A 26601-nucleotide genomic window follows, 5' to 3' on the forward strand; every position below is an offset into this window, starting at 1 on the left:
TTCCTGTAGGCCCCGAGCTCGAAAAAAATCTGGACGCAATTACGCCGAGGCGTAATTTATATAGTTAGCAACAAAATGGTAACATCTACTGCGAGGTCAGCAATATGTCATGTGTATTCTATAAATGTACAGATGATGAGGAGGAATGCATGATGCATGGAAAATTGAAAGGATTGGCATTGCTGACGGCAGTCAGTTTGTTGGCGGCAGGTTGTTCATTGCAAGGTAGTGCAGAAACGCAAAACACGATTGTGGTTAATGAGGATGTTCAACTGGAAAGTTCGTTGGTAGACAGTAGTTTGGACGTATCTCGACAGCAGGATATTGAAGTGGGGAGAAAGATTGCCTATACGGGAATTGTAAGGGAGTCTACTGATAACCGACTTTATTTTAATGAAAATGGAAAGTTTCATTCATTGGATTTAAAGAATGGGGAAGAAAAGGAACTTGCAAAACGAGAGGTGTTTGACATGTCGGAAAATGGGGATTGGGCGATGTCTTATGCAGACGGAGAAATTTTCATTCATCATTTAAACAATGGTGACATGCAGTTGCTGGGGAATGGTTCGCCGGAGGAATCTACTTTTATTGGCGATGAAGTGGCTCATTTCGATTATACAACCCATTTATTGAGCCTTATGAATATGGAAACGGATGAAACGACTACTTGGGATTTAAGTAATTATCCGGATGCGACGATTTCTTCTATTAAAAAAGCGGGCGATGATGTCTACCTTGCTGCGCGCGGTGAAGAGGAAGGTTTTAGTATTTATCGATTGAGTAGTCAGGGAGAGATTACGTCTGTTACGAACCTAGAAGGAAAAGGTATTTCATATTCCGAGTTTGATCTATTACAAAATGGTTCTGTCATTTTTAACGGTGACTATGATGGGAAGACAGGGATTTTTTATTGGGATGAACAAACAAAAGATGTGCAACAACTTGTGGCAGGCGGAAAAAGTGAAGAGGGCATATGGACACCGTTCTATAAATTATCCCCTGATGAAAGTAAGCTCCTTTACGACACACCTGTGCAGATTGAAGATAAGTTTAAAGCGAATGTCTATATGGCCGAACTTGTGGATGGGCAAGTAACAAACAGCGTACGAATTATGGAGAATGCTGATTTATATGCGGTTATCTCCTATTCGGGTGATTGGAGCAAGGATTCTAAAACGGCTTATATTATGACTTCAAAGGATGATCATAAGTATGTAGGAGACATTGCTGTATTTGAGGTGAATGACTAAATGATAAAAGTTGCAAGGGCTGAGTAGCGGGCTCTTGCAGCTTTTTTGAATCCATGAATTGTTCACAAGAATGTCCACTAGGTGACGGCACTTTTTTTCTGCTTGTTATATACTTAGATTAAGTTTGTGGCGGCCATAATAGGGTGTATGGTGGTCATAATCTTGTTCATGCCGAGCATAACAGGGACCATGGCGGTCATAACACGGCGCGTGCCGGTCATAAATAGAAAGGATTCGAGTGAATTGCAGCTTATTGTTACATTTATCATTTTAGGCATTAGCATTGTTTTATTCATGAGCAATCGCGTACGTGCGGATCTTGTGGCGATGCTGGCGTTATTAGCATTCGTTTTGACGGGGATTTTAGATGCGACAGAAGCACTTGTTGGCTTTTCCAATTCCGTAGTTATTATGATTGCGGGTTTATTTGTCGTAGGAGCCGGTATTTTACGAACGGGCCTGGCCCAAATGGCGGGGAACGTGCTGTTGAAGTCATCAGGTGATAGTGAAAAGAAGTTATTTATATTGCTTCTTGTCATTGTCGCTGCTGTTGGGGCTTTCATGAGCAATACGGGGACGGTTGCACTGATGTTGCCAATCGTTGTTAGTGTGGCCGTTAGTATCAAAAGCAGTCCGTCGAAGTTTTTAATTCCTTTATCGTATATGGCGAGTTTTTCAGGCTTGTTGACGCTCATTGCTTCTCCACCGAACTTGATTGTCAGTCAACAATTGGTGGACAATGGCTTTGAAAAGTTAGGTTTCTTTGACATTACGCCAATTGGGATTATCGGTGTCGTGGTAGGTATCATTTATTTATTTGCGGTTCGCAATATTTTATTGCCGAATGAAAAACGAAGAAATAATTCGAAAGACGAGCATAAGTTGTCTCCAAAACAGCTTGCTTCTGATTATCAATTAGGTGGCAACTTATTCCGCGTAAGTGTACCGGAGGATTCCGCAATGATTGGCAAGCGGCTGGCACAATTAAAAATTCCGGGAACGTACCAATTATGTATTTTGACTATTGAACGTAAATCGACGGAAGGCATTAACTTATTGCCGATGACGTACCAGGAAATGGCTGGACCGACGAGTGTGATTCAAGCGAAGGACATTTTGCAAATCCAAGGTTCGTTGAATAATATCGAGAAATTAGTGGCCGATTTTACACTAGAGATTGAACAAGGAGAGTCAGAAGCTGACGAATTGGTATCGAAGCAGCTTGGTATTGCGGAAGTGTTGCTGACACCGCACTCCAGTCTAATTGGTGAAACGATTCGGGGCATTAACTTTCGGGAAAAATACAATTTGAACATTCTTGGCATTAATCGTCGAGGTGAATATGTGTTAAAAGAAATGTCGAAGGAGCGCCTGCGTTTCGGAGATGCTTTGTTAGTGCAAGGCTCGTGGGATGAAATTGAATTGCTCGCGAGGGAAACACGTGATGTCGTCGTTGTAGGACAGCCAAAGGAACATGCCAGTATGGCTGCGGCGAACGGCAAAGCACCGATTGCGGGCGGCATCATGTTATTAATGGTGTTATTGATGATTTTTGAAGTATTCCCAGCAGTGATTTCGGTGTTAATTGGTGCGGTCTTGATGATTGTGACGGGCTGTGTGCGCAATATGGATGATGCGTATAGTAAAATTAACTGGGAAAGTATTGTGTTAATTGCGGCGATGCTGCCAATGGCGACAGCACTAGAGAAAACGGGGGGGATGGTGTTGCTGTCGGAAGGGATTATTAGCATACTCGGTGGCTTTGGAGCGCTAGGCGTGTTGGCGGGTATTTATTTTATCACGATGGTGTTTGGTCAATTTATTAGCAATACGGCGACGGCTGTGTTGTTTGCACCGATTGCTATGAATGCAGCTATTAGCTTAGAGGCGAGCCCTTATACGTTTTTAATCGCTGTGGCGGTCGCTTCCAGTATGGCGTTTGCTACACCAGTTGCTTCTCCGACAAACGCGCTTGTCATGACGGCAGGCAACTATAGGTTTTTCGACTTTGTAAAGGTCGGTGTACCGTTACAAATTGTGATGTTTATTGTCATGATGATTGCGATACCGATCGTGTTTCCATTGTAAATGATATGCCTATGTACAGTTGTTTCATTTAATGAAGCAAATGCTACATAGGCATTTTTGTATAGAAGAATGTTCAAATTGGAAAAACGATGCTATGATTATATTTATCAGAATAATTTAAAAGAATAGAGGTTTTAATGATGAATCAAGTCGTATCTTTGAAAAATGTATCGTACCAAAGAGGGAAGAAAGAAATTTTACAGGGGATCAATTGGACTATTCAACAAAATGAGCATTGGGGTATTCTAGGCTTAAATGGCTCGGGGAAAACGTCGCTGCTTAATATTGTGTCGGGCTATCATTTTCCAACCTCAGGTGAAGTAACGGTTCTCGGCAATCTATTTGGGAAAACAAGTTTACCAGAATTGCGCAAAGAAATCGGATTTGTCAGTAGCTCGTTGGATCGTTTTTCGCCATTTTTTAACACGGAAAAGGTAGAAAGAGTCGTTGTTAGTGGCAAGTTTGCGAGTTTTGGGCTACATGAACAAGTGGCACAAGCAGATTGGGAGAAAGCCGACGCATTACTTGAAAACTTGCGGTTGATGGATTTAAAAGGGAAGCCTTATCAACAGTTGTCTGAGGGAGAGAAGAGGCGAGTATTGATTGCCCGGGCATTGATGAATGATCCTAAAATGCTTATTTTAGACGAGCCGTGTTCGGGATTGGACATTTTGTCGCGTGAACAATTGCTACGCGTTATGGAGGACATTGTTAACAAGGACTGTCACATTGTTTATGTAACGCATCATATTGAAGAACTCGTGAAAGAAATTACGCATGTGCTGCTATTGAAAGACGGAAAAATAGTTGCGGCGGGACCGAAAGAGGATGTTCTAAAGGACGATTATCTTTCTGAAACGTATCGTGTTTCTTTGACGGTTCGTTGGGATGAGGAACGTCCGTGGTTGGCGGTGAGTAAAGAAGCGGCAAAGAATTAATTTGTCAAAGCCTTATTCTATAAGGGCACCTGTTGAGCAGATAAGTAACAAAAAAAGGGTTATAAGTTAAATTAATTGTAAATAAAGGTACTAATTACTTATATTTTCATAATTGGGCTATCGTTAGTAAGTCCTATGGTTTATACTGAATGTATATGAATCGTTGGACCAAGAGGAGGAGCAGTCTATGAAGTTATTTGGCAAATTAGTATTGGCGTTTACTACGGTGGTCATGATTTTTGTCGCGTTAAGTTTGTATAATTTATTTCAAGCAAACAAATTAAATAACAATGCAACATCTATGTATGAGGATGGAATGATTCCAGGGAACTACTTAATTGAAATTGGGCAGTTATCGGAAAACACACGGGTGAATATGCTGACGAGTCTTGTATTTAAAAATTCAAATAGCAATGGACAAACGAGAGAAAATTTAGAAGAGCTACAAATGTGGATTGGAAAGTTTGAAGAGACGAAGATGGATGAAGCAGAGCTCGCAATATTTACAGCGTTTAAGGACAGTTGGAACTTGTTTGATGAACGTGTACATAAAAATTTAGCTTTTATTGAAAATGAGCAATGGGCAGATGCGGAACAAGGGGTACAGGCTGGAAAAGCGTTGTTTGAAGAGGCGCAAGCACATTTCACGGAATTAACAACGATGAATAATACTATTTCGGAAGGCATGATGGAGGAGAGTCAAGCCGTTTACGACGACGTATTACGCTGGAGCATTATTTTAATCGTCGTGAGTATCTTATTGGCGATTCTCATTGCTTACCTATTCAGCAAGCAAATGATTCAGCGATTAGCGACAGTGGTCACTCGTGTTCGAGAAATCGAAGATGGTGATTTGCAAGGACAGCAGTTGGTGCTCGCAGGGAAAGATGAGATCGCAATGCTTGGCACAGGCTTAAATAATATGCAGCTAAAGCTAAGAGAAGTTGTGAGTGGGGCATTGGATTCTAGCCAACAAGTGTCGGCGAGCTCAGAAGAATTATCTGCGAGTGCAGAAGAGAGTATGGCGGCGGCTGAGTCGGTTGCAAATTTGTCGCAAGACTCAGCAGATGGCGCGGATAATCAGCTTCGTAGTGTCAATGAAATATCTGTAGCGATTGAACAATTGACGATGAATATGCGGGGCATTGCCACGAATAGTGAGCAATCGAATCGTCAGTCAAAAGAGGCATTTGAAAAAACACAAGTAGGTGCACGAGCCGTTGAATCAGTAAATGGGCAAATGCATTCAATTGCAGAGGCCGTGTCGGAGACCGCCGTATCTGTGCAAAGTTTAGAGAATAAATCGAAAGAAATTGGCGAGATTGTTCATATTATTACGGGGATTGCAGATCAAACGAATTTGTTAGCATTGAATGCAGCGATTGAAGCGGCACGTGCAGGGGAACAAGGAAAGGGCTTCGCCGTTGTAGCGGATGAAGTTCGCAAATTGGCAGAAGAATCACGTGTGTCAGCGGAAGAAATTTTCAACATGGTGCAGGAAATTCAACTTGAAATACAGGAAGTCTTGAATTCGATGCAGCAAGGAACAGAACGTGTAGAAAACGGGCTTGTCAAAACAGAAGAAGTTTCCCATATTTTTGGTGAGATTGAACAAATGGTTGCTAAAGTAACGGAGCATGCTGCTGAAGTAAATAGCTCAGTAGAACTGATGGCAACTATTAATAATGAGATTGCAAATTCTGTTGAAGCCGTTCATGCAGTTGCTGAATCGAGTGTGCTCGCTTCGCAGGAAAGTAGTGCAGCATCAGAGGAACAGCTTGCCACAACAGAGGAGATTACAGCGGCAAGCGAAGCGCTCGCGCATATGGCAGAAGAATTACAGACATCGATTCAGCATTTTCGATTGTAACACCTAAGTCGGGAAGGGTGTCGTTGCTAAATAATCGACGTGGAAAAGTGATGTGATGGAGTTGCAAATTCATTTGGTAGCAAAGGATACATTAGAGGCAGAGGGTATTCGCTGGCTAGTTGAAACGCATTTGGCGGGCGCAACGATGATGACATTTGCATCATTGGAAGACTATGTCCGTCAATTTAACAACGAATCGCCTGACTTGCTTCTATTAGATATGGATGCATGGATTCAAGAAAATGAAGGTATTGGGGAATTGCTACGGAAAATGACTATGCGCTGGATAGGCATTTCTTCGGAGCGTATTTTTCAAACTGCATATCGAGGACTGCAATTTCATGCGGAGGATGTCTTATTCCGCCCGTTTTCTCCAACGAACTTGATCAAACAAATTCAACAAGTTCGCTATCAGTTGAGAAATGAACAGCGTGAACAGGCAAGAAGGCAGAGCAACGAAACGGACTCATTTTCAATTGATTACCCGGACTTGTTCTTTACGGAAAGCATGCCTGCAAAGGAGCTGACCATGTCCGCTTTTTTGACGAGACAAAACGATTCGTTACCGCTTGTGTATGATGCATTACAGGGTTTCCCATTTACGAAAGCACATAAACTGTTTGCTCTTGCCGAATTTGTCCTTTGTGTGCATGATGCAAAGGATCAGGCGTTTTTTCATGAAGAATACCGTACATTTCTTGTGCAATGGCGAGAGCAAGTAGGCAAACCGCTAGCAATTGTCAGTCATGAATCTGCTGTCCAATTGTCGACGAAAGAAAGCTATTTACAAACGAAGAAACTAACCGAAAAAATCTTTTTTGAAGGATACGATATTATACTATCAAATGAAAAGCAAGTTCACTGGATGCCTATTGACCCGTTTTTGACTCCATTGGAACAGCGTAAATGGATTGAAATGTTGGAGAAGCAGGATGCGAAGGGAATTCGAGAGTGGGTTGAGAACGAATTCCTAACGTATCAAAAACCGTATCCCGATCCGGAAATTGTCCGTGTTCGACTGACAAGTGTACTTGCCCAGATTCGAAGATATATGAAATCGTATAATATCCAGACGGACGAGTGGGAAGACGCTTACTATGCCGTGTTTCAACAAATTTTTCAAAGTCCGATCATTTATGAGATTGTGCAGGAACTGTTGGCATTTACTACACGTTTGATAGCGGTTGAAGCTGCCAATTTGCATAACCGAAATGGCGAGCAGACACTCGTTGAAAGAACAAAGGCGTTGATTGAATCGAATTACTGGGATGCGCAGTGGGGACTTGCTGATTGTGCAGATTCCCTGCGCATCAATAAAAGTACGTTGAGTCGACGATTTTCAGCCGAATCCGAGCAGTCCTTCCGTGTTATCTTACATCAGGTACGCATACAGGAAGCAAAGCGTCTACTGCAGGAAACGGATCTATCGATGGAAGAAATCTCGCAGTTAGTAGGGTATACACATCAAAGCTATTTCACAGCGAAATTTAAACAAGTTGAACAGTGTACCCCTCATGCCTATCGTACCGGCGTCAACAACTAACACCCTAACTCATAATTTGTGAGTTAGGGTGTTTCTTTGTGGGATAAATTATAAAATAATCTTTTATCGATAATTGAGTGTTAACAAAACATAAAAAAAGCACTAATTTATAAATTAATATCTGAACATTCGCTATATAATGGGAGTATCAAAGAATAGGAGGAGTTAATTATGAAAGCGATCGCAGCAGAAAAGGTCATTCGATATAGAGGTACTGAACTCAATACAAAGGGCTGGTTACAAGAGGCAGCACTACGTATGCTGATGAATAACTTAGATCCAGAAGTAGCGGAACACCCAGACAAACTTGTGGTCTATGGTGGAATCGGAAAAGCTGCCCGAAACTGGGAGAGCTTTGAAGCAATTGTCAAATCCTTAAAAGAACTCGAAAATGATGAAACATTACTCGTTCAATCTGGTAAACCGGTTGCCGTTTTTAAATCACATGCGGATGCACCACGTGTCCTCATTGCGAATTCAAATATCGTTCCGGCTTATGCAAATTGGGAGACGTTCCATGAACTCGATAAAAAAGGCTTAATGATGTACGGACAAATGACAGCGGGAAGCTGGATTTATATCGGTTCACAAGGAATTGTACAAGGGACGTATGAAACATTTGTAGAGCTTGGGAAAAAGCATTTCAATAGCAATTTACAAGGAACAATTACGGTAACAGCAGGACTTGGCGGCATGGGTGGGGCACAGCCACTTGCAGTGACAATGGCTGGCGGTGTTTGTATCGGAATTGAAGTAGATGAGACACGGATCGATCGTCGTATTGAAACACGTTATACAGATGTGAAAACTGATTCATTGGACGAAGCTATTCGTCTAGCGGAAGAAGCGAAAAAAGAGGGCAAAGCATTATCAATCGGATTGTTAGGAAATGCGTCTGATATTTTACCAGAAATGATTGCACGTAACTTCATTCCAGATGTACTGACAGACCAAACGTCTGCGCATGATCCGTTAAATGGCTATATCCCTTCAAAAATGTCACTAGAAGATGCTGAAGTACTGCGTACAAATGATCCAGAAGAATATGTGAAATTATCAAAAGCATCTATGGCTAAGCATGTGCAGGCGATGCTTGACATGATGGCTAAAGGCGCAATTACTTTTGATTATGGCAATAATATTCGTCAAGTTGCGAAAGATGAAGGCGTTGAAAATGCATTCGATTTCCCAGGATTTGTACCTGCTTATATTCGTCCGCAATTCTGTGAAGGAAAAGGTCCTTTCCGTTGGGTAGCATTGTCAGGTGATCCAGAAGATATTTATAAACTAGATGAAGTGATTTTACGTGAATTTAGCTATAATGAACACCTTTGCAATTGGATTCGTATGGCACAGGAAAAAATTGAGTTCCAAGGTCTTCCATCACGTATTTGCTGGTTTGGTTACGGAGAACGCGCACGCTTCGGGAAAATTATTAATGATATGGTAGCAAGCGGTGAGTTAAGCGCGCCAATCGTTATCGGACGTGACCACCTAGACTCAGGTTCTGTTGCTTCACCGAACCGTGAAACAGAATCGATGAAAGATGGATCGGATGTTGTGGCAGATTGGCCAATTTTGAATGCGATGATTAACGCTGTTGGTGGGGCAACATGGGTATCTCTACACCATGGTGGTGGCGTTGGTATGGGGTATTCCATTCATTCAGGAGTTGTCATTGTTGCGGATGGAACGAAAGAAGCGGCAGCACGTATCGAGCGTGTATTGACAACGGATCCGGGTATGGGTATTGCCCGTCATGCGGATGCAGGCTATGAAATTGCGCAAAATGCAGCACGTGAAAAAGGCGTTAATATCCCAATGCTTGCGAAAGGACAGGATCAGTCATGACAAAACCTCTTTGGATCAAACATGCAGCACAGCTGGCAACGTTAGCTTCCGATACGGCAGGACCTCGCTCTCAACAAGCGATGTCCGACCTCGGAATTATAGAAGATGGTAGTTTGTGGGTTGAAGAAGGTGTGATTCAAGCGGTCGGAACGACGATAGAACTTGAACAGCAATACGCTGAACGTGCGCATGAAGCAGAGGTTGTCGATGCGACAGGACGTCTTGTCACGCCTGGATTGGTAGACCCTCATACACATGTTGTGTACGGTGGAAGTAGAGAACGGGAATTTGAAATGCGCTTAGAAGGCGCAACATATATGGATATTATGAATGCAGGCGGAGGCATTCATGCAACAATGCGTATGACACGTGAGGCGTCAGAAGAGGAATTGATCCAACAAACAACATGCCGCCTCGATTCGTTTCTTGTCCATGGTGTCACGACAGTAGAAGGTAAAAGTGGCTACGGCATGAATTTGGAAACAGAATTGAAGCAGTTGCGTGTGATGAAAAAATTGCAAGAAACACATGTCATCGACCTTGTCCCAACCTTTATGGGGGCGCATGCGGTTCCAGCTGAGTATAAAGGGCGGGAAGATGAGTTTGTTGATGTGTTAATCAATGAGATGCTTCCTGTCGTTGCGGAAGAAAAACTTGCAGTATTTAATGATGTATTTTGTGAAAAAGGCGTCTTTACACCTGAGCAATCTGAGCGTGTATTAGAAGCGGGCAAACAGTATGGCCTCATTCCTAAAATTCACGCAGACGAAATTGAATCTTACGGCGGTGCAGAGCTTGCGGCAAAAGTGGGCGCGATTTCAGCAGAGCATTTATTAAAAGCATCGGATGAAGGGATTCAGGCAATGGCTAAATCAGGCACGATTGCGTGTCTTCTCCCATCGACTGCATTGTATTTACGTGAGGAAGCTGCGGCAGGACGTAAAATGATTGACGCAGGTGTTGCCGTTGCGATTTCAACAGATTGTAACCCTGGTTCATCACCAACGACATCGATGCCACTCGCGATGAATCTAGCGTGCATTTCCATGCGTCTGACACCAGCAGAGGCATTGACGGCTGCCACGTATAATGCAGCTTGCGCGATTAAAAGCGAAGACAAAGTGGGTTCTCTTGAACTAGGAAAACAAGGGGATGTCGTGGTATGGGATGCGAAAAGCTACCAAGAAATTCAGTACTTCTTTGGCGTCAATCATGTGAATTCGGTTTGGAAAAAAGGGGAACAAGTTGTTTGATTAATCCTTAAAAAATGCCTACGCAAAGCTGTCTCCTAACGGGAGTGCAGAGTGCGTAGGCATTTTTGAGTTAGTTACACCTGCTTCGTATACGTGTACATTGGCAGGGAGTCATCTTCTCCTTCGAATCCAAGTCGCTTGTAAAAATCAATAGCTTTTGGATAGGAAATCAGCACTTTTGTATAGTAATCCTGATACTTATCCAACATCATTTCCATCATGACTTTGCCGATTCCTTGTCCTTGATAGACGGGATTAGTTAATACATAGTGGAAATAGGCAGTCATCACACCATCCGATAGGGCGTTGGCTAAGCCTACAAGTTGATCGCCATCCCAGGCAGTGACAACGGAATGTGAGTTGATGATTGCTTCATATAATTGATCGGGAAAGTTGCCGGATTCCCATTCTAATGATAAGAATAAGTGTTCAAGTGCTTCTTTCGTAATGTACTCCAATTCAAAGCTATATTGTATCGCCATAAAAAATCAATCTCCATTCTAGTCAAATTTATGATGATTCTAGTATAGCAATAATTGGTGGAAGATTTATACGATTAGTTATGGAAAGAATGTTTTAATCTTTGCCAGAAAGGGTATTTATATAGACCTTGATTTGTCCGGATAAACGTCTGTGATTGTATTGCATAAAATTAAGAAGGGAGACCAACGACATGAGTAATCCCGAGCAGAAAAAAGCAGAAGACAATCACAAAAAGAATGCCATTGGATTGGATGACAACATCGCGGGGATGCTTTGTTATATTTTTATTATTGGGCTCATCTTTCTCTTTATGGAAAAGGAGAATCGCTTTATCCGTTTTCATGCATTACAAGCGGTCTTTCTAGGAGTTGCTCTATTTATTATAAGCCTAGTATTGGGTGTAATTCCGATTATCGGTTGGTTGGTGAGCCTGCTAATGGGGCCAATTACCCTTGTTCTGGTTATTTTTATGATGTACAAAGCGTATCAAGGAACGTCCTACAAGTTACCATTCATCGGCGATATGGTGGAAAAGCAATTGAAATCTTAAAGGGAATGTCTCGCTTGCACGTTATAAGAGGTGAAAAAAGCCGCCCTTTGGTCGACCATACATCGACGTAAAGGGCAACTTTGCTTTAGAGTGATTCAACTAATAATAGTATTGTAAGCCCTTACAAAACTAATGCTGCAATAATTCCGAAAATGAATAATGGAATATTATAATGGAGGAAGGTTGGGACACATGTATCCCAAATATGATGATGTTTGCCATCCGCGTTCAGTCCAGCTGTAGGTCCGAGCGTACTGTCAGAAGCAGGGGAACCTGCGTCTCCTAGCGCGCCGGCTGTGCCGATTAAAGCAGCTGTTGCTAATGGTGATAAACCTGCAGCCATACAAATTGGCACATAAAGGGCTGCAAGAATTGGTACGGTTCCAAAGGATGAACCAATCCCCATTGTAATAATAAGTCCAACAGATAACATAACAATAGCCAATACTAGTGGGGAAGTGCCGATGATTCCCGTAGTTGCTTCAACAAGCTCATTAATTGAACCCGTTTCTTTTAAAACTGTAGCGTAGCCTGAGGCGATTAGCATAACAAATGCAATCATACCCATCATGCCAATTCCTTCATTGACAACTCGGTCGCCTTCGAACATTTTAACAACTCTCGTACCAAACAGGACAATAATTCCAACAAGTGCTCCAAGAACAAGACTCTCGGTCCAAAGCTGCGTACCTAGCGCCGCGATGATGGCAAGTACTGTCATGGTGTGTTGGAGACGCCATGTTGTATCCGGTTCGTTTGGAGCGAGGCTATCTGCGATATCAATGTCAGGCATATCGAGTTTATCTGCTTCTTTGGCAACCCGATCTTTACTGTAGGAAATAAAGACAGCGACGAGCAAGCCGATAACCATTCCAACTCCAGGAAGAAGCATGGACATCGTTACGCCTTTTAAGGCAATCGGCATCCCGTTCTTTTCCATTTCGGCTTGGATAATCCCTTGGAAGATCAGACCGAAACCGAGTGGAATAGTCATATACGGTGTTTTCAATCCAAATGTTAAGGCAGCTGCAACCGCACGACGATCCAGTTTCATTTTATCAAAAAGACCGAGTAATGGTGGTATTAAGATAGGGATAAATGCAATGTGAACAGGAATCGCATTTTGCGATAGCATCGCGATGCCTGCAATTGCCAATACAAGCCACTTCCGTTTGCCGTTAAAAACAGCCAACATGCGACTGACCAACATCCCTGTAATCCCCGACATCCCAATCATTACTGCGAATGCCCCAAGTAAAATATAACTCAATGCTGTATTGGCTTGTCCGCTCATACCTGAAACGAGGACATTAACGGTTTCGACAAGTCCCATTCCCGAGACAATTCCAGCCGTTAAGGCGGCAAGTAATATGGCGAACAACACATTGATACGTGCTAAACTGAGCACAACCATTACAAGTACACTGATTAATACTGCATTTCCCAACATATCATCCCATCCCTTCGCAATTGTGTAATTTCTCTTTATTTACATGAAAATGGAAATTCTGCTTAATCAAGCTTTGGCGCCCCTTTGTAAGGTGCCAAAGCTCAAGTATTTATCTATTCACCGCAAAAGAATCAGTTGTTCGTTTTTAGCCATTCAGCTACTTGTTTAATATCCGTAGAGAAGATGCGATCCTGAGTAATGGAAGGCACAACATCACGCAAAGCTTGTAGTTTTTCACGTGTATAAGAGGACATCTTATCTACACCGCGATATTCAGCAGCTTGTAAGCTACAGATGCATTCGATCGCAAGCACGTTTCTTGTGTTGTGAATAATCATGGATGCATGACGAGAGCCGATTGTCCCCATACTTACATGGTCCTCCTGATTGGCAGACGATGGAATCGAATCGACACTTGCAGGGTGAGCGAGTGTTTTATTTTCCGAAACGAGTGATGCCGCCGCATATTGCATAATCATTGCACCCGATTGAAGACCAGGCTCTGGGCTTAAAAATGGTGGTAAATCATTCAGCTGTGGATTGACGAGTCGTTCAATACGACGCTCGGAAATATTGGCTAACTCCGCAACCGCGATCTTCATGAAGTCCATTGCGAAGGCAATAGGCTGACCATGGAAGTTACCCCCAGAAATGATGGTTTCTCCGTTATCAAAGATTAATGGATTATCTGTTGCCGCATTGGCCTCGATCTCCAGCTTCTCTTTTACATAATCAAGTGCTTGCCAAGAAGCGCCATGTACTTGTGGAATACAGCGTAGAGAATAGGCATCCTGTACACGGATTTCCCCTTGGTGTGTTGTCAGTTTACTATCTTGCAGGATATCCCTCATTCGTTTCGCGACATCCATTTGTTGTGGATACCCACGCGCTTCATGAATAGCTGGATGGAATGCATCAATAATTCCTTGGAGACCTTCGATTGTCATCGCAGAAATCCATTCACTTTGATAAGCGAGTTTTTCGGCTTCTAAGTAATTGATAACCCCCATAGCTGTCATCGCTTGTGTACCGTTGATAAGTGCAAGACCTTCTTTCGCTTGCAGCACAATCGGTTCAATGCCTTCACGAGCTAACATAGCTTTACTTGGCACTGCCACACCGTTATCAAATACTTCACCTTCCCCAATCAAGACCAGTGCAAGATGGGATAGAGGTGCTAAATCGCCAGAAGCGCCGAGTGAGCCTTGTTGAGGAACAACAGGGTGCACTTGTTTGTTCAATAGCTTAACGAGTGTTTCAACTAAAACAGGACGTACACCAGAGAATCCTTTGAGTAACGCGTTCAGTCGCAAGAGCATCATGGCTCTTGAAACGATTTCTGGGAAGTTGTCACCAACTCCGCATGCGTGTGAACGAATGAGATTGAGCTGTAAGCGTGCAACATCATCTTCTTCAATTGTTACATCACTAAATTTCCCGAACCCAGTGTTGATACCGTAAATTGTTTTTTTGTCCGCAACAATTTTTTCGACAGCTGCTCGGCTCGCAAGTACTTTTTCCATACTACTTGCGGCAATTTGAACCGTTGCCGCTTCGTAACAAACTTTGTGAATTTGCTCCATCGTTAACGTGCTTCCTGTTAGTTCAATCATGTTGAATGCCTCCTCGTGATTTTTCGACTCCGTAGAAAAATGCTCTAGTATTAATGTACTTCCAGTTTGTTCAGTCATGATAAAAAGCCTCCTGTAGTTTTATTTGTAGTGCTCCGTTGGCATGCAAAAAGAGGCGACGACGGCATACTAAAATGCCGCCATCGCCTCCTGATATCTAGTCACTATAGGCAATGACAAAAATATTCAATTTGAATTTGCTTCGTTTAGATATGATTAATACCTAATCCAAAAGCTTCGTGTTCCAATCCTTTTACAGGAGCACCAATTGTACCGTAGAAGGCAACGGCTATCCATTCGCCCTCATTTTTATTCGTATAGGGTTTTCCTTTTACGATGGCAAACCGAAGCCCAACAGTGCGCTTCATATCGCCAATTGCAAATTGACCCCTTGTTACGCCTTCGAGCGCTTCCAAAATTGCGTGGTATAAGGCGTGATTTTCGCGGTAAAGTTGTTCAGCAACGATGTTCTCGCGTTTGGCCGCTGTCTCAACCGCAGCAATTACTTTTTCCATATTCATTGCGCCTACTTTGCCAGTACAATAGTTAACATCCTTTAACTGTGATTGGAAATGTAGCACTTCCTGATCGTCCAATGTCGATAATAAGACGGCTAGTTTACCAATAAGTATTTCCTGACCCATGAATCAAAACCTACTTTATTAAAAAGTTCTATCTACTAATGTCTACCTCCATTGTAAGCATTTTCTCTCTATTGTGTCAACTGACTAATTAGAAAAGAGTGAAATATGGGCTGAAGTAGTAGATTGTTTGAGTTAACGTCTAGCTAGTGACAATGGTACAATGAATGATATCTACAAATAGGAAGGACTTATCGAACAATGAAAATTACTGAAATCGAAATCTATGCAATCCATTTACCACTTTACGAACCATTTGTTATTAGCTATGCATCGTACGATTATATGCCATCAATTATCGTGAAAATCACAACGGATACAGGACATGTAGGCTACGGAGAGAGCGTTGCGGATGACCATGTCACAGGTGAAAGCTGGGAAGGGACATTTGCGGTGCTGAAAAACACACTTGCCCCTCAGTTAATCGGTGAAAATCCAGTAAATATGGAACGTATTCATGAGAAGATGGATGCGGCCATTTATGGTTGCCCAACTGCTAAGGCTGCTATTGATATCGCGTGTTATGACGCTGTTGGTAAGGCGCTAGGTGTTCCGGTCTATGATTTATTGGGGGGAAGATATCACGAAGAATTCCCAATTACGCATGTGTTGAGCATTGCACCACCAGAAGCGATGGCAAAAGAGGCGGAAGAACGAGTTGCTGCTGGTTATCGTTCGTTGAAAATGAAGGTAGGTACGCAAGTTGCGGAGGATGTCAAGCGTATTGAAGCGGTACGAGCACGAGTTGGAGATGACATCGCCATTCGTGTAGATGTCAATCAAGGTTGGAAAAACAGTGCGAATACATTACAGGGTCTCCAGAAGCTTGCGCATTGTTCGCTCGATTGGTTGGAGCAACCTGTATTAGCAGACGATATAGACGGTATGGTAGAAGTGAAATCCAAATCTTCCGTGCCAATGATGATTGATGAAGGCTTGCGCGGTATGCGTGATATGCGTGAAATTATTGCCAAGCGGGCTGCTGATAAGGTGAATATTAAACTAATGAAATGCGGTGGGATTTACCCAGCGACCAAGCTTGCACATATGGCGGAAATGGCTGGCATTGAGTGTCAAGTAGGCTCAATGGTGGAATCATCTGTTGGTTCTGCTGCGGGCTTCCATGTAGCCTTTTCGAAAAAAGTCATGACAAGTGTTGAATTGACGGGACCGTTGAAGTTCAGCAAAGATATTGGAAACCTGAACTATGATGTGCCGTTTATCCGCTTGATGGACAAGCCAGGGCTAGGTGTTGACGTTGATGAACAGGTGCTAAAAGAACTAACTGTATTCTCGGAGAAGGTTAGTATATGAAGCAACAGCATCGATTGAAAAATGGTAAAGACGTTACAATTATGTCGTTAACAACGGATCACCTTGAGGATATTTTAGCGCTTCAACAACAAGTGATAGCAACGTTGACATCAGAGTCCTTTTTACAACCATTATCAGAAGAAGAGTTTCTATATTTATTAAACGGCAAAGGGTTCATGATTGGGGCTTATGACAAGGAACATTTGATCGCATTTAGAGCTATGTTGGAGCCAGACCTAGATGAGGAGCATTTAGGAAAAGACGCAGGACTGCCGAGAAGTGAGTGGCCGCTTGTTTTGTATTCCGAAGTTTCGAATGTCCACCCACATTTCCGGGGAAATAATTTGCAAGTAGTGCTCGGGAAAATCATTATGCAAAAAGTCGATGAACAGCGATTCCGCTATGTTTGTGCAACGGTTGCACCATTTAACATTGCAAGTTTGAAAGACAAATTTGCGCATGGTATGCAGATTGTTGCTTTGAAAGTGAAGTATGGCGGTTTGCTCCGTTATATTTTAATGAAAGACTTAGCGAACGTAGTCGAGCCAAATGGCTTTACTGACAGTTGCCAGATTCCTATGGCAGATACAGAACAGCAACAGCAGTATTTGCAAGAAGGATGGAAGGGAACGGGTATTGAACAAGTGAATAATGAATGGTTTGTTTGTTTTAAAAAATAATTATTAATTTATAAAATCCTGACTCATAGTTACTTGATGAGTCAGGATTTTTTATATATTTCATTCGAATTTAATGGTTCTAAAAGGCTCAATAATACCTTTCTGAAAAATGACTATACGACTACTATTCGATAAGTTATACTAGGTAATAGGTTCAGCTTAAAGCAACGGAAATATCACCTTTTAATGGGGGCGAAAGGGAATTGATTTATGCGTGTAATCGAACTTGATTCAGCAGAAGCCTTTCATCCCCGTAGATTGAGTGTGCTTATTTCACGATATTGGAGGTAAAAGTTTTGAAGTTTTCAGTTGGTAAAAAGTTATGGAGCGGGTTTTTGGCAGTGCTTCTTTTAATGGCCATTGTCGGCGTGACAAGTTTTACATCACCTTCAAAAGTTCATAACGAATATAGTGCAATGTTAGATGGAGAAATTACGAAGGTGGTATTACTCGAAAAACTACTAACTACGCAGTCTAAGATTTCCAATGACATTCGCGGTTATTTGTTATTTGGAGAAGAATCCTATTTACAAAACCGTGATCAACAACGTGAGACTTTTGAGCAGCAATGGGACATTCTTAATCAGATGGCTTGGACGGATAGAGAGCGTACATTAATCGATGAACTAAAAGAAGTACGCGAAAGTTATGTTGAAATCACAGATGAGGCGCTTGCTAAATTTAACACGGGTGATAAAGAAAGGGCATTAAATATTGCATCCGATGCTGCAATTTTTCAAGGGATCATGGAAGAGAATATTAATGAATTGATTGACTTTCAAAACGAGAGTACAAACCAAGTGCGCCAAGATGCTCAAGATTTGCTGACTTTGATTCGTGTGTTTACCATTGGGTTGATGGTTGTTGCATTTATCGTTAGTATCGTTGTTGCAATTGTTATTAGTCGTAGCATTGCACGTCCAGTTGGGAAAATGACAACGGCATTAACGGAGCTAGCAGGTGGAAACTTTGTGATCGAGCCGGTGACGATTCGTAATCAAGATGAAATCGGTGAAATGGCGACTGCATTTAACAGAATGGCGAAAGACCTTCGTAGTATTATTTTAAATGCGCAGGGGTCTGCGGTTGAACTAGCGGCCCAAGCAGAAGAGCTATCCGCGAGTTCAGAGGAGAGCCTTGCTGCGTCTGAAATGGTTGCTGAAATTTCGGAGAATAACTTGTTAGGAAGCGAATCTCAAGCGGCGATTGTCAATGAGACGAATCTAGCAATCGGAGAAGTCGTTACGGGCATTAATCGAATTACAGAAGATAATGAAACGATGCTAGTTTCAACGGAGGATGTTGTTCGACTGGTCGAAGAGGGAGCCTCTCTCATGGAAGAAGTAAACGGTCAAATGACAGTGATTAGTTCGGCAATTGGAGAGTCAGCGGGCATTATGAGTAGCATGGCTAGTTATTCGGAGGAAATCCGGAAAGTGACATCCCTGATTACGGATATTGCTGAACAAACGAACTTATTGGCACTCAATGCAGCAATTGAAGCAGCCCGTGCGGGAGAGCATGGAAAAGGATTTGCAGTTGTAGCAGAAGAAGTGCGTAATCTTGCTGAACAGTCTAAACGCTCAGCTGGAGAAATTGGTACGATGATCGATACGATGATTGGCAATGTTGGACAGGCTGTTTCCAGTACAAAAGGTGGTAGCCAGCGTGTGGAAGAGGGGCTTGTTGTGACAGAACGTACACGTGATGTGTTTAATCGTATCGAACAAGCAGCAAGCGATGTTGGTGAAAAAGTGACGACTGTTTCTACCGCTATCGAACAGATTCGAACAATGACGAATGCAGTGGCTAATGGATCTATCAAAGTACAAGAGCTTGCTGTGGAGTCGTCGTCGGCGGCTCAGTCAACAAGTGCCGCAACAGAACAGCAATTAGCTGCCAATGAAGAGATTTCGTCCAGTGCACAATTGCTAGCAGAGCTTTCAGAGAAATTGCAAAGTGATATGAGTCGATTTAAAGTGTAATCATTAAGTAGAAAAAGACATCCTTTAGTCCCTGTTATTAGGAGAGAAGGGTGTCTTTTTGCTAGGTACATCTTATTAATTAGATAAAATAGACATAGTAATTTACAAACTATTAACACAAATATTACCTATTCGTTACATAGCGCTTGCAGTTATCCGATAAAATGAGTTTAATGAACTATCGAATGGAGAGAATCTTTTTTGATGATGTTGAAAGAAAATCATTTACAAACATTACTTTTTAGTATTCTAAGATATAAAGACATTCAAACGGTTTTTCAACCAATACTTTCTTTGGAAAATGGGGTAGTGCTTGGCTATGAGGCGTTAAGTCGAGGGCCAGTAAATACCCCTTTACAAAATCCTGAAAAACTATTTACATATGCAATGGAAAACAATCAGCTTTGGGAATTGGAATCACTTTGTCGGACAAAGGCATTAGAATGTGCGCATAAGCTTCATATAAAAGAAAAGCTGTTTTTAAACGTTAATCCTAATATTATGAATGACACGAAATTTAGGCAAGGGTTTACGAAGGACTATTTAAGCCGATTTAAGATGGATGCCGAAAAAATTGTTTTTGAAATTACCGAGAAAGAGGCAATTGTAAATTTAACACATTTTAAACAAACCGTTACTCATTATAAAGAACAGTTGTATCAAATTGCGATTGATGACGTAGGGTCAGGCTATTCTGGTTTGAATATTTTAACGGATATCCATCCTCATTTTGTGAAGTTGGATATGCAGTTAATTCGTAACATTGATGTGGATAGAACAAAGCAATCATTAGTGAAGAGTTTATGTGAATTTGCTACGCATTCTCAAATTGAGATTATTGCTGAGGGGATTGAGACCAAAGAGGAATTGGCAAAGCTCATTGAATTAGGCGTTAGTTTTGGACAAGGCTACTTTATTCAAAAGCCGAATTCGAATCTATTGCCGATAAGGGAAGAGGTCATTGCGTTGATTGTTGAGGAGAATAAGCGTAAACAAAGGCAATTGTTCAAACGAATTACGGATACATTTGTCAAGAAAATGTCTACTGCTTTACAAACACTTGATGGTAATGTGCTAATTGACGAAGTGAAAGCACTGATGGATCAAGATCAAGCGATACCAGGATTTTGCATTATAGAGCATAATTGCGTAGTAGGCGTGATTACGCGTAACCAATTGCATTTAAAAATTAGCGGCCCTTACGGTTATAGTTTATATAGTAAAAATTCAATAACTGAAATTATGGAAGTGGATTTTTTGCAAGTCGATAGTCATACACCCATTCATCAGGTAGCAAAATTAGCGATGATGAGAGAGCCTGGGCAACTGTATGATTTCATCACAGTGACGGAAAACGGCGAGTATTTTGGGATTGTGACAGTGAAAGAATTATTGGAGAAGACAATGGAAATTGAAGTGAATTTTGCGAGACATATGAATCCGCTGACAGAATTACCTGGAAATAATTTGATAGAGCAACAGTTGCAACTTTGTTTGGAAACAGACGAGGGGTATGGTGCTCTTTACTTAGACTTAGATAATTTCAAGCCTTATAATGATGTGTATGGTTTTGAAAAAGGTGATCAAGTGCTTATACATCTTGCGGACCTGTTGAAAGGGATTGTATCTCGGGATGATTTTATTGGGCATATTGGTGGAGATGATTTTATCGTCATTGCATCGCCAGAACAAAGTGTTTTGTATGGCCAGCAAATCATTGAACAGTTTGATGCCTCTATTGAACAGTTTTATTCGAAGCAGGACGTGGAGAATGGTTGGATTGCTTCAAAGAATAGACATGGCAAAGAGGAGTTGTTTCCGATACTAACGATCTCGATTGCAGGAATCATGGATCATCATTTCCAGTCTACGTCTGAATTAGCAAAGCAAGTGAGTGAAGTAAAGAAACAGTGTAAGCAGTTGGTTGGCAGCAATTATTTATTCCTAGAAAGTTGATTTGTTTCAAAGTAGGAAAAAGCGGAGTGCTATGTGCATTCGGCTTTTTCGATGCTTATTGTTGCCTTGTTTGTACAAGAATGGTAGAATGCAATCCCAACATCTCTTTTCCATATGTAAATTCACAAAATGGAGGACTTGTCTTATGCAGCAACATCCTGATTTTGCGTTTGAATTAGAGCGCCTTACCTACACGAAACACTACATGCAGCAACTGTTAGAAGAATCGCAACGTGACGTAAAATCCTCTCAAGACGAAATTCGCAAATCAATGGCAGACTTGGAATACCTAGACTCTAGTTTAAGTTATATTAATATTTTAACGAATGCGCGTTTTTTTGAAATGGCTCGTACACAAAAAGAAGGGCTCGAAGCGATTCAATTGAAGCCGTATTTTGCGCGCATTCATTTTCGCAAAGAAGATGAGCCGGATGAATTACTTTATATCGGCAAGACTTCGTTATTTCATCGAGAAACGCAAGAACCGATCATTGTCGACTGGCGTTCGCCTGTTGCGAATGTTTATTATGATGGCAGGCTTGGCGATTTGACGTATCAAGTGCGTGATGAAGAGTTTGAGGGGCATCTCTACTCGAAAAGGCAGTACCGTATCGAAGAAGGGGAGCTCCTGGCGATTCGTGATATCGATTTAACGACGAATGATGAGCTTCTGCAGGAAGCACTCGCTGGCAAAGCGGATACGCGTTTGACTGAAATTGTATCGACGATTCAAGCCGAGCAAAACGCGATTATCCGCGCAAACTTGAAGCAACCCATTATCGTCCAAGGGGCGGCAGGAAGCGGTAAAACAACGATTGCATTGCATCGGATATCGTATTTTTTATATACGATGGGCGAGCATTTTCCATCTGAGAAATTGATGATTTTGGCACCGAGTAAATTATTTATGGATTATATTGGAGATGTACTGCCGGAACTTGGTGTCGGTCGAATTTGTCAGACGACTTACACGGAATATGTTCTGAATGCGACCGGATTGAAGCTGAAATTAACGGATTCAGATGCCAAATTGGAGCAGTTAACAGCAACTGAAAAGCTTGATTCTGAAGCATTGTTTGTGACACGCGTGAAAGGGACGCTCACATATAGAGAAATGATGCAGCGTTATGTGCACAAGTTAGAACAGGAGATGGCCGAGCAATTTGAAGATGTCTATATTGAAAAGTATCGGATTATTAAGGCTTCTCGCTTGAAAAAGCTGTTTCTTAAAGAGTTTGCTTATATGCCTGTTGAGAAACGATTAGAGCGCATCAAAATTATTTTACAAAGTGATGTCAATCGAAAACGTAAGCAATTGTTAGCGATGCTGTCGACGAAATACGAGGATGCTCTAGATCGAGCGCTTTACGGTATCCGCGATGATGCAAGGCGCAAGGCGAGGTTAACGCTTATTTTAGATGAACGCGATGAAAGACTGCCTGCCATAGAAAAAGAAGGCAAGAAGACCGCTACCGTTTATATGCGCAGATTTAAAAAATTCAACATTAAAAAGCTTTATCGAGAATGGCTGACTGATGAACAGCTACAAGCTAACCTTGCCGCTAACTGGTCAGACAAGGAAAGAACAACATTTTTTACGGCGCATCAGAAGGAGAGATGGGAGCTGGAAGATTTAGCAGCTCTGTATTATTTACATGCCAAGCTGAAGGGCGTCGCAGATGCGTGGAAAATGCGGGTTGTGTTTATTGATGAAGTGCAGGATTACAGCGAATTTCAGCTTGCTGCCTTACAGGATGGACTGGAGACAGATATGTTTACAATGGTTGGCGATTTGGCACAAGGAATTCACAGTTACAGGGCGTTAACATCATGGGATCCGGTCAAAACATTATTTCCGAGGGCCACGTATACGACATTGCAAAAGAGCTATCGGACAACGATTGAAATTATGAACTTGGCGAATCAAGTACTGGAACAGATGGACGAAAATCTACCACTTGTGGAACCGGTTGTCCGTCATGGAAGGGAACCGGAATTCTATGATATGCCAACATTTGAAGGCGATAAAATCGCGCAGTTGTATCGAGAAATTATTGGGCGAGGGCATCGGTCGGTTGCGCTTATTTGTAAAACACGAACAGAGGCGGAAAATATTCATATGAGGTTGCTCAAATTTGACCTACCTGTCCAATTAATCGGGAATCAATCAGATCTTAGTGGAGAGAGTTTACTCATTGTTCCAAGTCACCTAGCGAAGGGGCTGGAGTTCGATGCAGTACTTGTCGTTGCATTCGATGAACCATTTCGGGATCATCCAATTGATCGGAAATTGCTGTATGTAGCAATGACAAGGCCAATGCATGAATTGCATATGGTCGGTGTGTTAGGGAATCATATCATTTCTAGAAGAAACCAGGACGCATGAATTTCATCAAGCGTCCTGGCCTTTTTGTGCATCTATAAAGTTAAGAAAATAGCTATAGCTACTTAACCAAGAGTGCCTTCATCAAAGGTCGGAATGTGTCTATCGCCAGTAATATGATGTTGCTGAACTTGTAATACTTTTAAATAAAGATCCATAACAATTTTTTCTCTTAACGTGCTAAACGTTCCTTCTGGTTCAGTCAATATTGGTGAAAAATCAAGTTCAAAGAAGTTCGCACCCAGTAACTCACCGTATGGTTGCTCGTTATACTTGACAAGGTTTTGGAAGAAATACTTATCTAAACGAGGAACTTGATCGTTGCATTCATTTAAGAAATGGGCTTTGCTACTATCGGAAATCCCAATAATTGGTCTAGTTAGAAAGTCTCCTTGTGTAAGTTCCGCAAATCCGGAAAATGGGACATCAGCAATTCGATCCCGCAGTGCTCCATTACAAGCGCTTGAAGAATATTCAATGTCTTTACGAATAAACCCTGACACGAATAATTTCGCTCTTGTTACTTCAAAAAAGTCAGTAGTGCCAATTCGGAGAAATCGAACCGGTACAAGTTTAACTTGATTAAGAAATACATTTTTAGTTACTCGTTTGATCTCCGTTGCAGCTGGAGTTAGTGTAATGTCTGATTCTACTACAATTTGAAGCTTTCTTTCTGCTACTACAACCGGTACTTTAATAACTGGGCTGGAGGCAGTTATTGTGGATGGAACAAGTTCATCATTTAAAGGGATTTGTTGCACCGCCGCTACTTCACAAGCAGGTTCAATGGGGTTTGGTTGACAATTATCGCTCATAAAAAATCATCTCCTTGGTTTGTTTTGTAAGCTTACACTCCTACATTATGTCGGATTCGCTTTTTGGCACGGGCAAAACAACCGTTTTACTGGAATTTGTCCAAGTTATGAAGGAAATGGTCATTTTTTAACCTTTACTCCTTGTTCTTGTAATAATTGGATGATTAACTCCAAAGTGATATTCTCATGCAATCGCCTCGTATTTAATTTCGTCTGGGGGGCCTTGTTAGTATCAAGTAATGGGGTATATTTAATCTGTTGTTCAATAACCCCTTCCAGTGACAATATGCCAGTCGCTGCCGCACATGTCCCATCCTGTAATGGTGTTGCGAATTGTGTAGGTGTAAAATGACAATTTGTCAGGATAATATTCTTAGAGATTTCTTTAATTCGTATGTCCTCTTCTTCAAATACAACCTCTTCCTCTATACACATTTCAATCGTGTATTCTCCTACTACAACTGGAACCCTAATTTTTATAAAATCATCGGTATGCTTCGAGTGACTTGTTTGGGATGAGGGATGTATTGGCGTCACGGTAGATTTAGAATAGAGTTGTTTTTTGGGGGGATGTGAAGAGTGACTGTTTGTTAAATAGAGGATTTCATGAATGGAAGAATGGACTAAATGACAAGAGGGCTGTGCCGGGTAATAGGTGGATGTACTTATGAATGTAGTATCTACTTGAACGCTTTGTGTATCGGGTGAGTCTAGAAATGCAAAGGTGTTTTGACTGACCTCACCAAATAGAGGCGCATGGAGAAAATCGTTAAGTGTGACAACAGTAGAAAATGGGCTTTGGATTGTCTTGCAGTAAATTTGACTAGACTGAGGGGAGACATTCCGATTTTCGGTATCAATAGCGTTGGATTCTGAAGTATGTATAGGCTCAGATTCGGTTTGCGAATCAATCACAGGGGCTGTCTCAGCATCCTTGCTAGTTTGAACTTTTTTCAAAGTATGAATCAATTGATGGATTGCGGTTTGTCGATTTTCATTCAGAGTGTCGGGTAGTTCATTTGCGTTATCTACTTTAATCTGTCTAGGGGATGTGTCAGGAATTGAGCTAGGTATAGGCTTAGATTCGGTTTGCGAATCAATCACAGGTGCTGTCTCAGCATCCTTGCTAGTTTGAACTTTTTTCAAAGTATGAATCAATTGATGGATTGCGGTTTGTCGATTTTCATTCAGAGTGTCGGGTAGTTCATTTGCGCTATCTACTTTAATCTGACTAGGTGCTGTCTCAGCAACCTTGCTAATGTGAACTTTTTTCAAAGCATGAATTAATTGATGGATTGCGGTTTGTCGATTTTCATTCAGAGTGTCGGGTAGTTCATTTGCGCTATCTACTTTAATATGTCTAGGTGCTGTCTCAGCAACCTTGCTAATGTGAACTTTTTTCAAAGCATGAATCAATTGATTGATTGCGATTTGTCGGTCTTCATTTTGAGTGTCGGGTAGTTCATTTACGTTATCTACTTTAATCTCACTAGAGGGGGTGTTAGGAATTGAGCTAGGTATAGGCTCAGATTCGATTTCTGTACCGATTTCATCGTTTATTTGAGTGGCCAGGCTTGTTTGAACGTGCTTTAATGTATCAATCAATTGAGAAATACCGATTTTTTTGGCTTCGTTATGAATGGTGTCCAACTCAATAAGATCATGCGCATGATTTACTTCAATCTGGCTAGGGACTGGACCGGGTTCGGAACTATCATCCGTTCTTTTTTGAAGGGCCGAAATAGGACTCTCATCTGTTTCAATACTCACTTCGTTATTATATTCATCATGAGGGGAGTTATAGGATTCTTGGGTAGCCGTAGAAATAGATCGGGTTTGTTGTATGATTGTTATTCGCTGAATTTCCTCATAATTAATCCACGGAGCTTTCATTAGACTCCACTCCTAATTAAACTAATG

General features: G+C 41.7%; 19 protein-coding genes. 13 read left to right on the top strand and 6 right to left on the bottom strand.

Translation table 11 applies throughout. The features are described 5' to 3' along the window. The first annotated feature begins 152 nt into the window (after positions 1-152). From MKY34_RS09900 to hutI, 7 genes are all read left to right on the top strand, one after another. The gene (locus MKY34_RS09900; protein ID WP_342514999.1) at positions 153-1250 is read left to right on the top strand and encodes a hypothetical protein; all 1098 of its coding nucleotides are present in this window, start codon (positions 153-155) and stop codon (positions 1248-1250) included. A gap of 189 nt (positions 1251-1439) precedes the next feature. Further along, complete coding sequence (locus tag MKY34_RS09905) at positions 1440-3338, top strand: SLC13 family permease (protein WP_342515000.1); 1899 nt, start codon at positions 1440-1442, stop codon at positions 3336-3338. Positions 3339-3478: 140 nt separating this feature from the next. Beyond that, positions 3479-4276: an ABC transporter ATP-binding protein gene (locus MKY34_RS09910; protein ID WP_342515001.1), complete on the top strand. Its 798-nt coding sequence runs from the start codon at positions 3479-3481 to the stop codon at positions 4274-4276. Positions 4277-4463: 187 nt separating this feature from the next. Continuing rightward, positions 4464-6146 carry a HAMP domain-containing methyl-accepting chemotaxis protein gene (locus MKY34_RS09915; protein WP_342515002.1) on the top strand — a complete coding sequence of 561 codons (1683 nt, stop codon included), beginning with the start codon at positions 4464-4466 and terminating at the stop codon, positions 6144-6146. 55 nt (positions 6147-6201) lie between these two features. Continuing rightward, positions 6202-7689: a helix-turn-helix domain-containing protein gene (locus MKY34_RS09920; RefSeq protein ID WP_342515003.1), complete on the top strand. Its 1488-nt coding sequence runs from the start codon at positions 6202-6204 to the stop codon at positions 7687-7689. Between the two features lie 171 nt (positions 7690-7860). Next, on the top strand, positions 7861-9540 hold the full coding sequence (gene hutU / locus MKY34_RS09925) for a urocanate hydratase (protein ID WP_342515005.1): 1680 nt from the start codon (positions 7861-7863) through the stop codon (positions 9538-9540). Beyond that, positions 9537-10793, top strand: a complete 1257-nt coding sequence (gene hutI / locus MKY34_RS09930; RefSeq protein ID WP_342515006.1) for an imidazolonepropionase — start codon at positions 9537-9539, stop codon at positions 10791-10793. The genes hutU and hutI overlap by 4 nt, the downstream gene beginning before the upstream one ends. Positions 10794-10867: 74 nt before the next feature. Here the strand turns inward: hutI and MKY34_RS09935 are convergent, their stop codons facing one another. Beyond that, positions 10868-11275, bottom strand: coding sequence for a GNAT family N-acetyltransferase (locus tag MKY34_RS09935; protein WP_342515007.1), 408 nt, complete (start codon positions 11273-11275; stop codon positions 10868-10870). A 191-nt stretch (positions 11276-11466) separates the two neighbouring features. Between MKY34_RS09935 and MKY34_RS09940 the strand changes: the two genes are divergently transcribed. Beyond that, entirely contained in the window at positions 11467-11826 is a 360-nt protein-coding gene (locus MKY34_RS09940) for a DUF4870 domain-containing protein (RefSeq protein WP_342515008.1), read from the top strand. Between the two features lie 121 nt (positions 11827-11947). Here MKY34_RS09940 and MKY34_RS09945 read toward each other — a convergent pair whose 3' ends face one another. The 3 genes from MKY34_RS09945 to hutP all read right to left on the bottom strand — a co-directional run bounded on the left by MKY34_RS09945 (position 11948) and on the right by hutP (position 15551). Then, entirely contained in the window at positions 11948-13276 is a 1329-nt protein-coding gene (locus tag MKY34_RS09945; RefSeq protein WP_342515009.1) for a Na+/H+ antiporter NhaC family protein, read from the bottom strand. Between the two features lie 131 nt (positions 13277-13407). Beyond that, positions 13408-14889 (bottom strand): histidine ammonia-lyase, encoded by a 1482-nt coding sequence (gene hutH / locus MKY34_RS09950; protein WP_342515228.1) that lies wholly within the window; start codon positions 14887-14889, stop codon positions 13408-13410. Between the two features lie 224 nt (positions 14890-15113). After that, complete coding sequence (gene hutP, locus MKY34_RS09955; RefSeq protein ID WP_342515010.1) at positions 15114-15551, bottom strand: hut operon transcriptional regulator HutP; 438 nt, start codon at positions 15549-15551, stop codon at positions 15114-15116. Positions 15552-15749: 198 nt separating this feature from the next. Between hutP and MKY34_RS09960 the strand changes: the two genes are divergently transcribed. The 5 genes from MKY34_RS09960 to helD all read left to right on the top strand — a co-directional run bounded on the left by MKY34_RS09960 (position 15750) and on the right by helD (position 23869). Further along, positions 15750-16862 (top strand): dipeptide epimerase, encoded by a 1113-nt coding sequence (locus MKY34_RS09960; RefSeq protein ID WP_342515011.1) that lies wholly within the window; start codon positions 15750-15752, stop codon positions 16860-16862. Then, positions 16859-17542: a GNAT family N-acetyltransferase gene (locus MKY34_RS09965; protein WP_342515012.1), complete on the top strand. Its 684-nt coding sequence runs from the start codon at positions 16859-16861 to the stop codon at positions 17540-17542. The genes MKY34_RS09960 and MKY34_RS09965 overlap by 4 nt, the downstream gene beginning before the upstream one ends. A gap of 296 nt (positions 17543-17838) precedes the next feature. Further along, a complete protein-coding gene (locus tag MKY34_RS09970; protein WP_342515013.1) occupies positions 17839-19527 on the top strand; it encodes a methyl-accepting chemotaxis protein in 1689 nt (562 codons plus the stop codon). Positions 19528-19731: 204 nt separating this feature from the next. Then, positions 19732-21483 carry a GGDEF domain-containing protein gene (locus MKY34_RS09975; protein WP_342515229.1) on the top strand — a complete coding sequence of 584 codons (1752 nt, stop codon included), beginning with the start codon at positions 19732-19734 and terminating at the stop codon, positions 21481-21483. Positions 21484-21628: 145 nt separating this feature from the next. Next, the gene (helD, locus tag MKY34_RS09980; protein WP_342515014.1) at positions 21629-23869 is read left to right on the top strand and encodes an RNA polymerase recycling motor HelD; all 2241 of its coding nucleotides are present in this window, start codon (positions 21629-21631) and stop codon (positions 23867-23869) included. 62 nt (positions 23870-23931) lie between these two features. Here the strand turns inward: helD and MKY34_RS09985 are convergent, their stop codons facing one another. Then, positions 23932-24681 carry a CsxC family protein gene (locus MKY34_RS09985; protein ID WP_342515015.1) on the bottom strand — a complete coding sequence of 250 codons (750 nt, stop codon included), beginning with the start codon at positions 24679-24681 and terminating at the stop codon, positions 23932-23934. A gap of 120 nt (positions 24682-24801) precedes the next feature. Beyond that, a complete protein-coding gene (locus MKY34_RS09990; RefSeq protein ID WP_342515016.1) occupies positions 24802-26574 on the bottom strand; it encodes a BC_2427 family protein in 1773 nt (590 codons plus the stop codon). Positions 26575-26601: the final 27 nt, after the last annotated feature.

Origin of the sequence: Sporosarcina sp. FSL K6-1522, from assembly GCF_038622445.1 — a bacterium.
Classification (GTDB): Bacteria; Bacillota; Bacilli; order Bacillales_A; family Planococcaceae; genus Sporosarcina.

Excerpts from the sequence above, each read along its gene's own strand:
- hutH (WP_342515228.1), bottom strand. The coding sequence starts at position 14,889 with ATGATTGAACTAACAGGAAGCACGTTAACGATGGAGCAAATTCACAAA.
- MKY34_RS09965 (WP_342515012.1), top strand. The coding sequence starts at position 16,859 with ATGAAGCAACAGCATCGATTGAAAAATGGTAAAGACGTTACAATTATG.
- MKY34_RS09985 (WP_342515015.1), bottom strand. The coding sequence starts at position 24,681 with ATGAGCGATAATTGTCAACCAAACCCCATTGAACCTGCTTGTGAAGTA.
- MKY34_RS09990 (WP_342515016.1), bottom strand. The coding sequence starts at position 26,574 with ATGAAAGCTCCGTGGATTAATTATGAGGAAATTCAGCGAATAACAATC.
- hutP (WP_342515010.1), bottom strand. The coding sequence starts at position 15,551 with ATGGGTCAGGAAATACTTATTGGTAAACTAGCCGTCTTATTATCGACA.
- MKY34_RS09935 (WP_342515007.1), bottom strand. The coding sequence starts at position 11,275 with ATGGCGATACAATATAGCTTTGAATTGGAGTACATTACGAAAGAAGCA.
- MKY34_RS09915 (WP_342515002.1), top strand. The coding sequence starts at position 4,464 with ATGAAGTTATTTGGCAAATTAGTATTGGCGTTTACTACGGTGGTCATG.
- MKY34_RS09910 (WP_342515001.1), top strand. The coding sequence starts at position 3,479 with ATGAATCAAGTCGTATCTTTGAAAAATGTATCGTACCAAAGAGGGAAG.
- MKY34_RS09920 (WP_342515003.1), top strand. The coding sequence starts at position 6,202 with ATGGAGTTGCAAATTCATTTGGTAGCAAAGGATACATTAGAGGCAGAG.
- helD (WP_342515014.1), top strand. The coding sequence starts at position 21,629 with ATGCAGCAACATCCTGATTTTGCGTTTGAATTAGAGCGCCTTACCTAC.
- MKY34_RS09905 (WP_342515000.1), top strand. The coding sequence starts at position 1,440 with ATGGCGGTCATAACACGGCGCGTGCCGGTCATAAATAGAAAGGATTCG.
- MKY34_RS09945 (WP_342515009.1), bottom strand. The coding sequence starts at position 13,276 with ATGTTGGGAAATGCAGTATTAATCAGTGTACTTGTAATGGTTGTGCTC.
- hutI (WP_342515006.1), top strand. The coding sequence starts at position 9,537 with ATGACAAAACCTCTTTGGATCAAACATGCAGCACAGCTGGCAACGTTA.
- MKY34_RS09975 (WP_342515229.1), top strand. The coding sequence starts at position 19,732 with ATGATGTTGAAAGAAAATCATTTACAAACATTACTTTTTAGTATTCTA.
- MKY34_RS09960 (WP_342515011.1), top strand. The coding sequence starts at position 15,750 with ATGAAAATTACTGAAATCGAAATCTATGCAATCCATTTACCACTTTAC.
- MKY34_RS09940 (WP_342515008.1), top strand. The coding sequence starts at position 11,467 with ATGAGTAATCCCGAGCAGAAAAAAGCAGAAGACAATCACAAAAAGAAT.
- MKY34_RS09900 (WP_342514999.1), top strand. The coding sequence starts at position 153 with ATGCATGGAAAATTGAAAGGATTGGCATTGCTGACGGCAGTCAGTTTG.
- hutU (WP_342515005.1), top strand. The coding sequence starts at position 7,861 with ATGAAAGCGATCGCAGCAGAAAAGGTCATTCGATATAGAGGTACTGAA.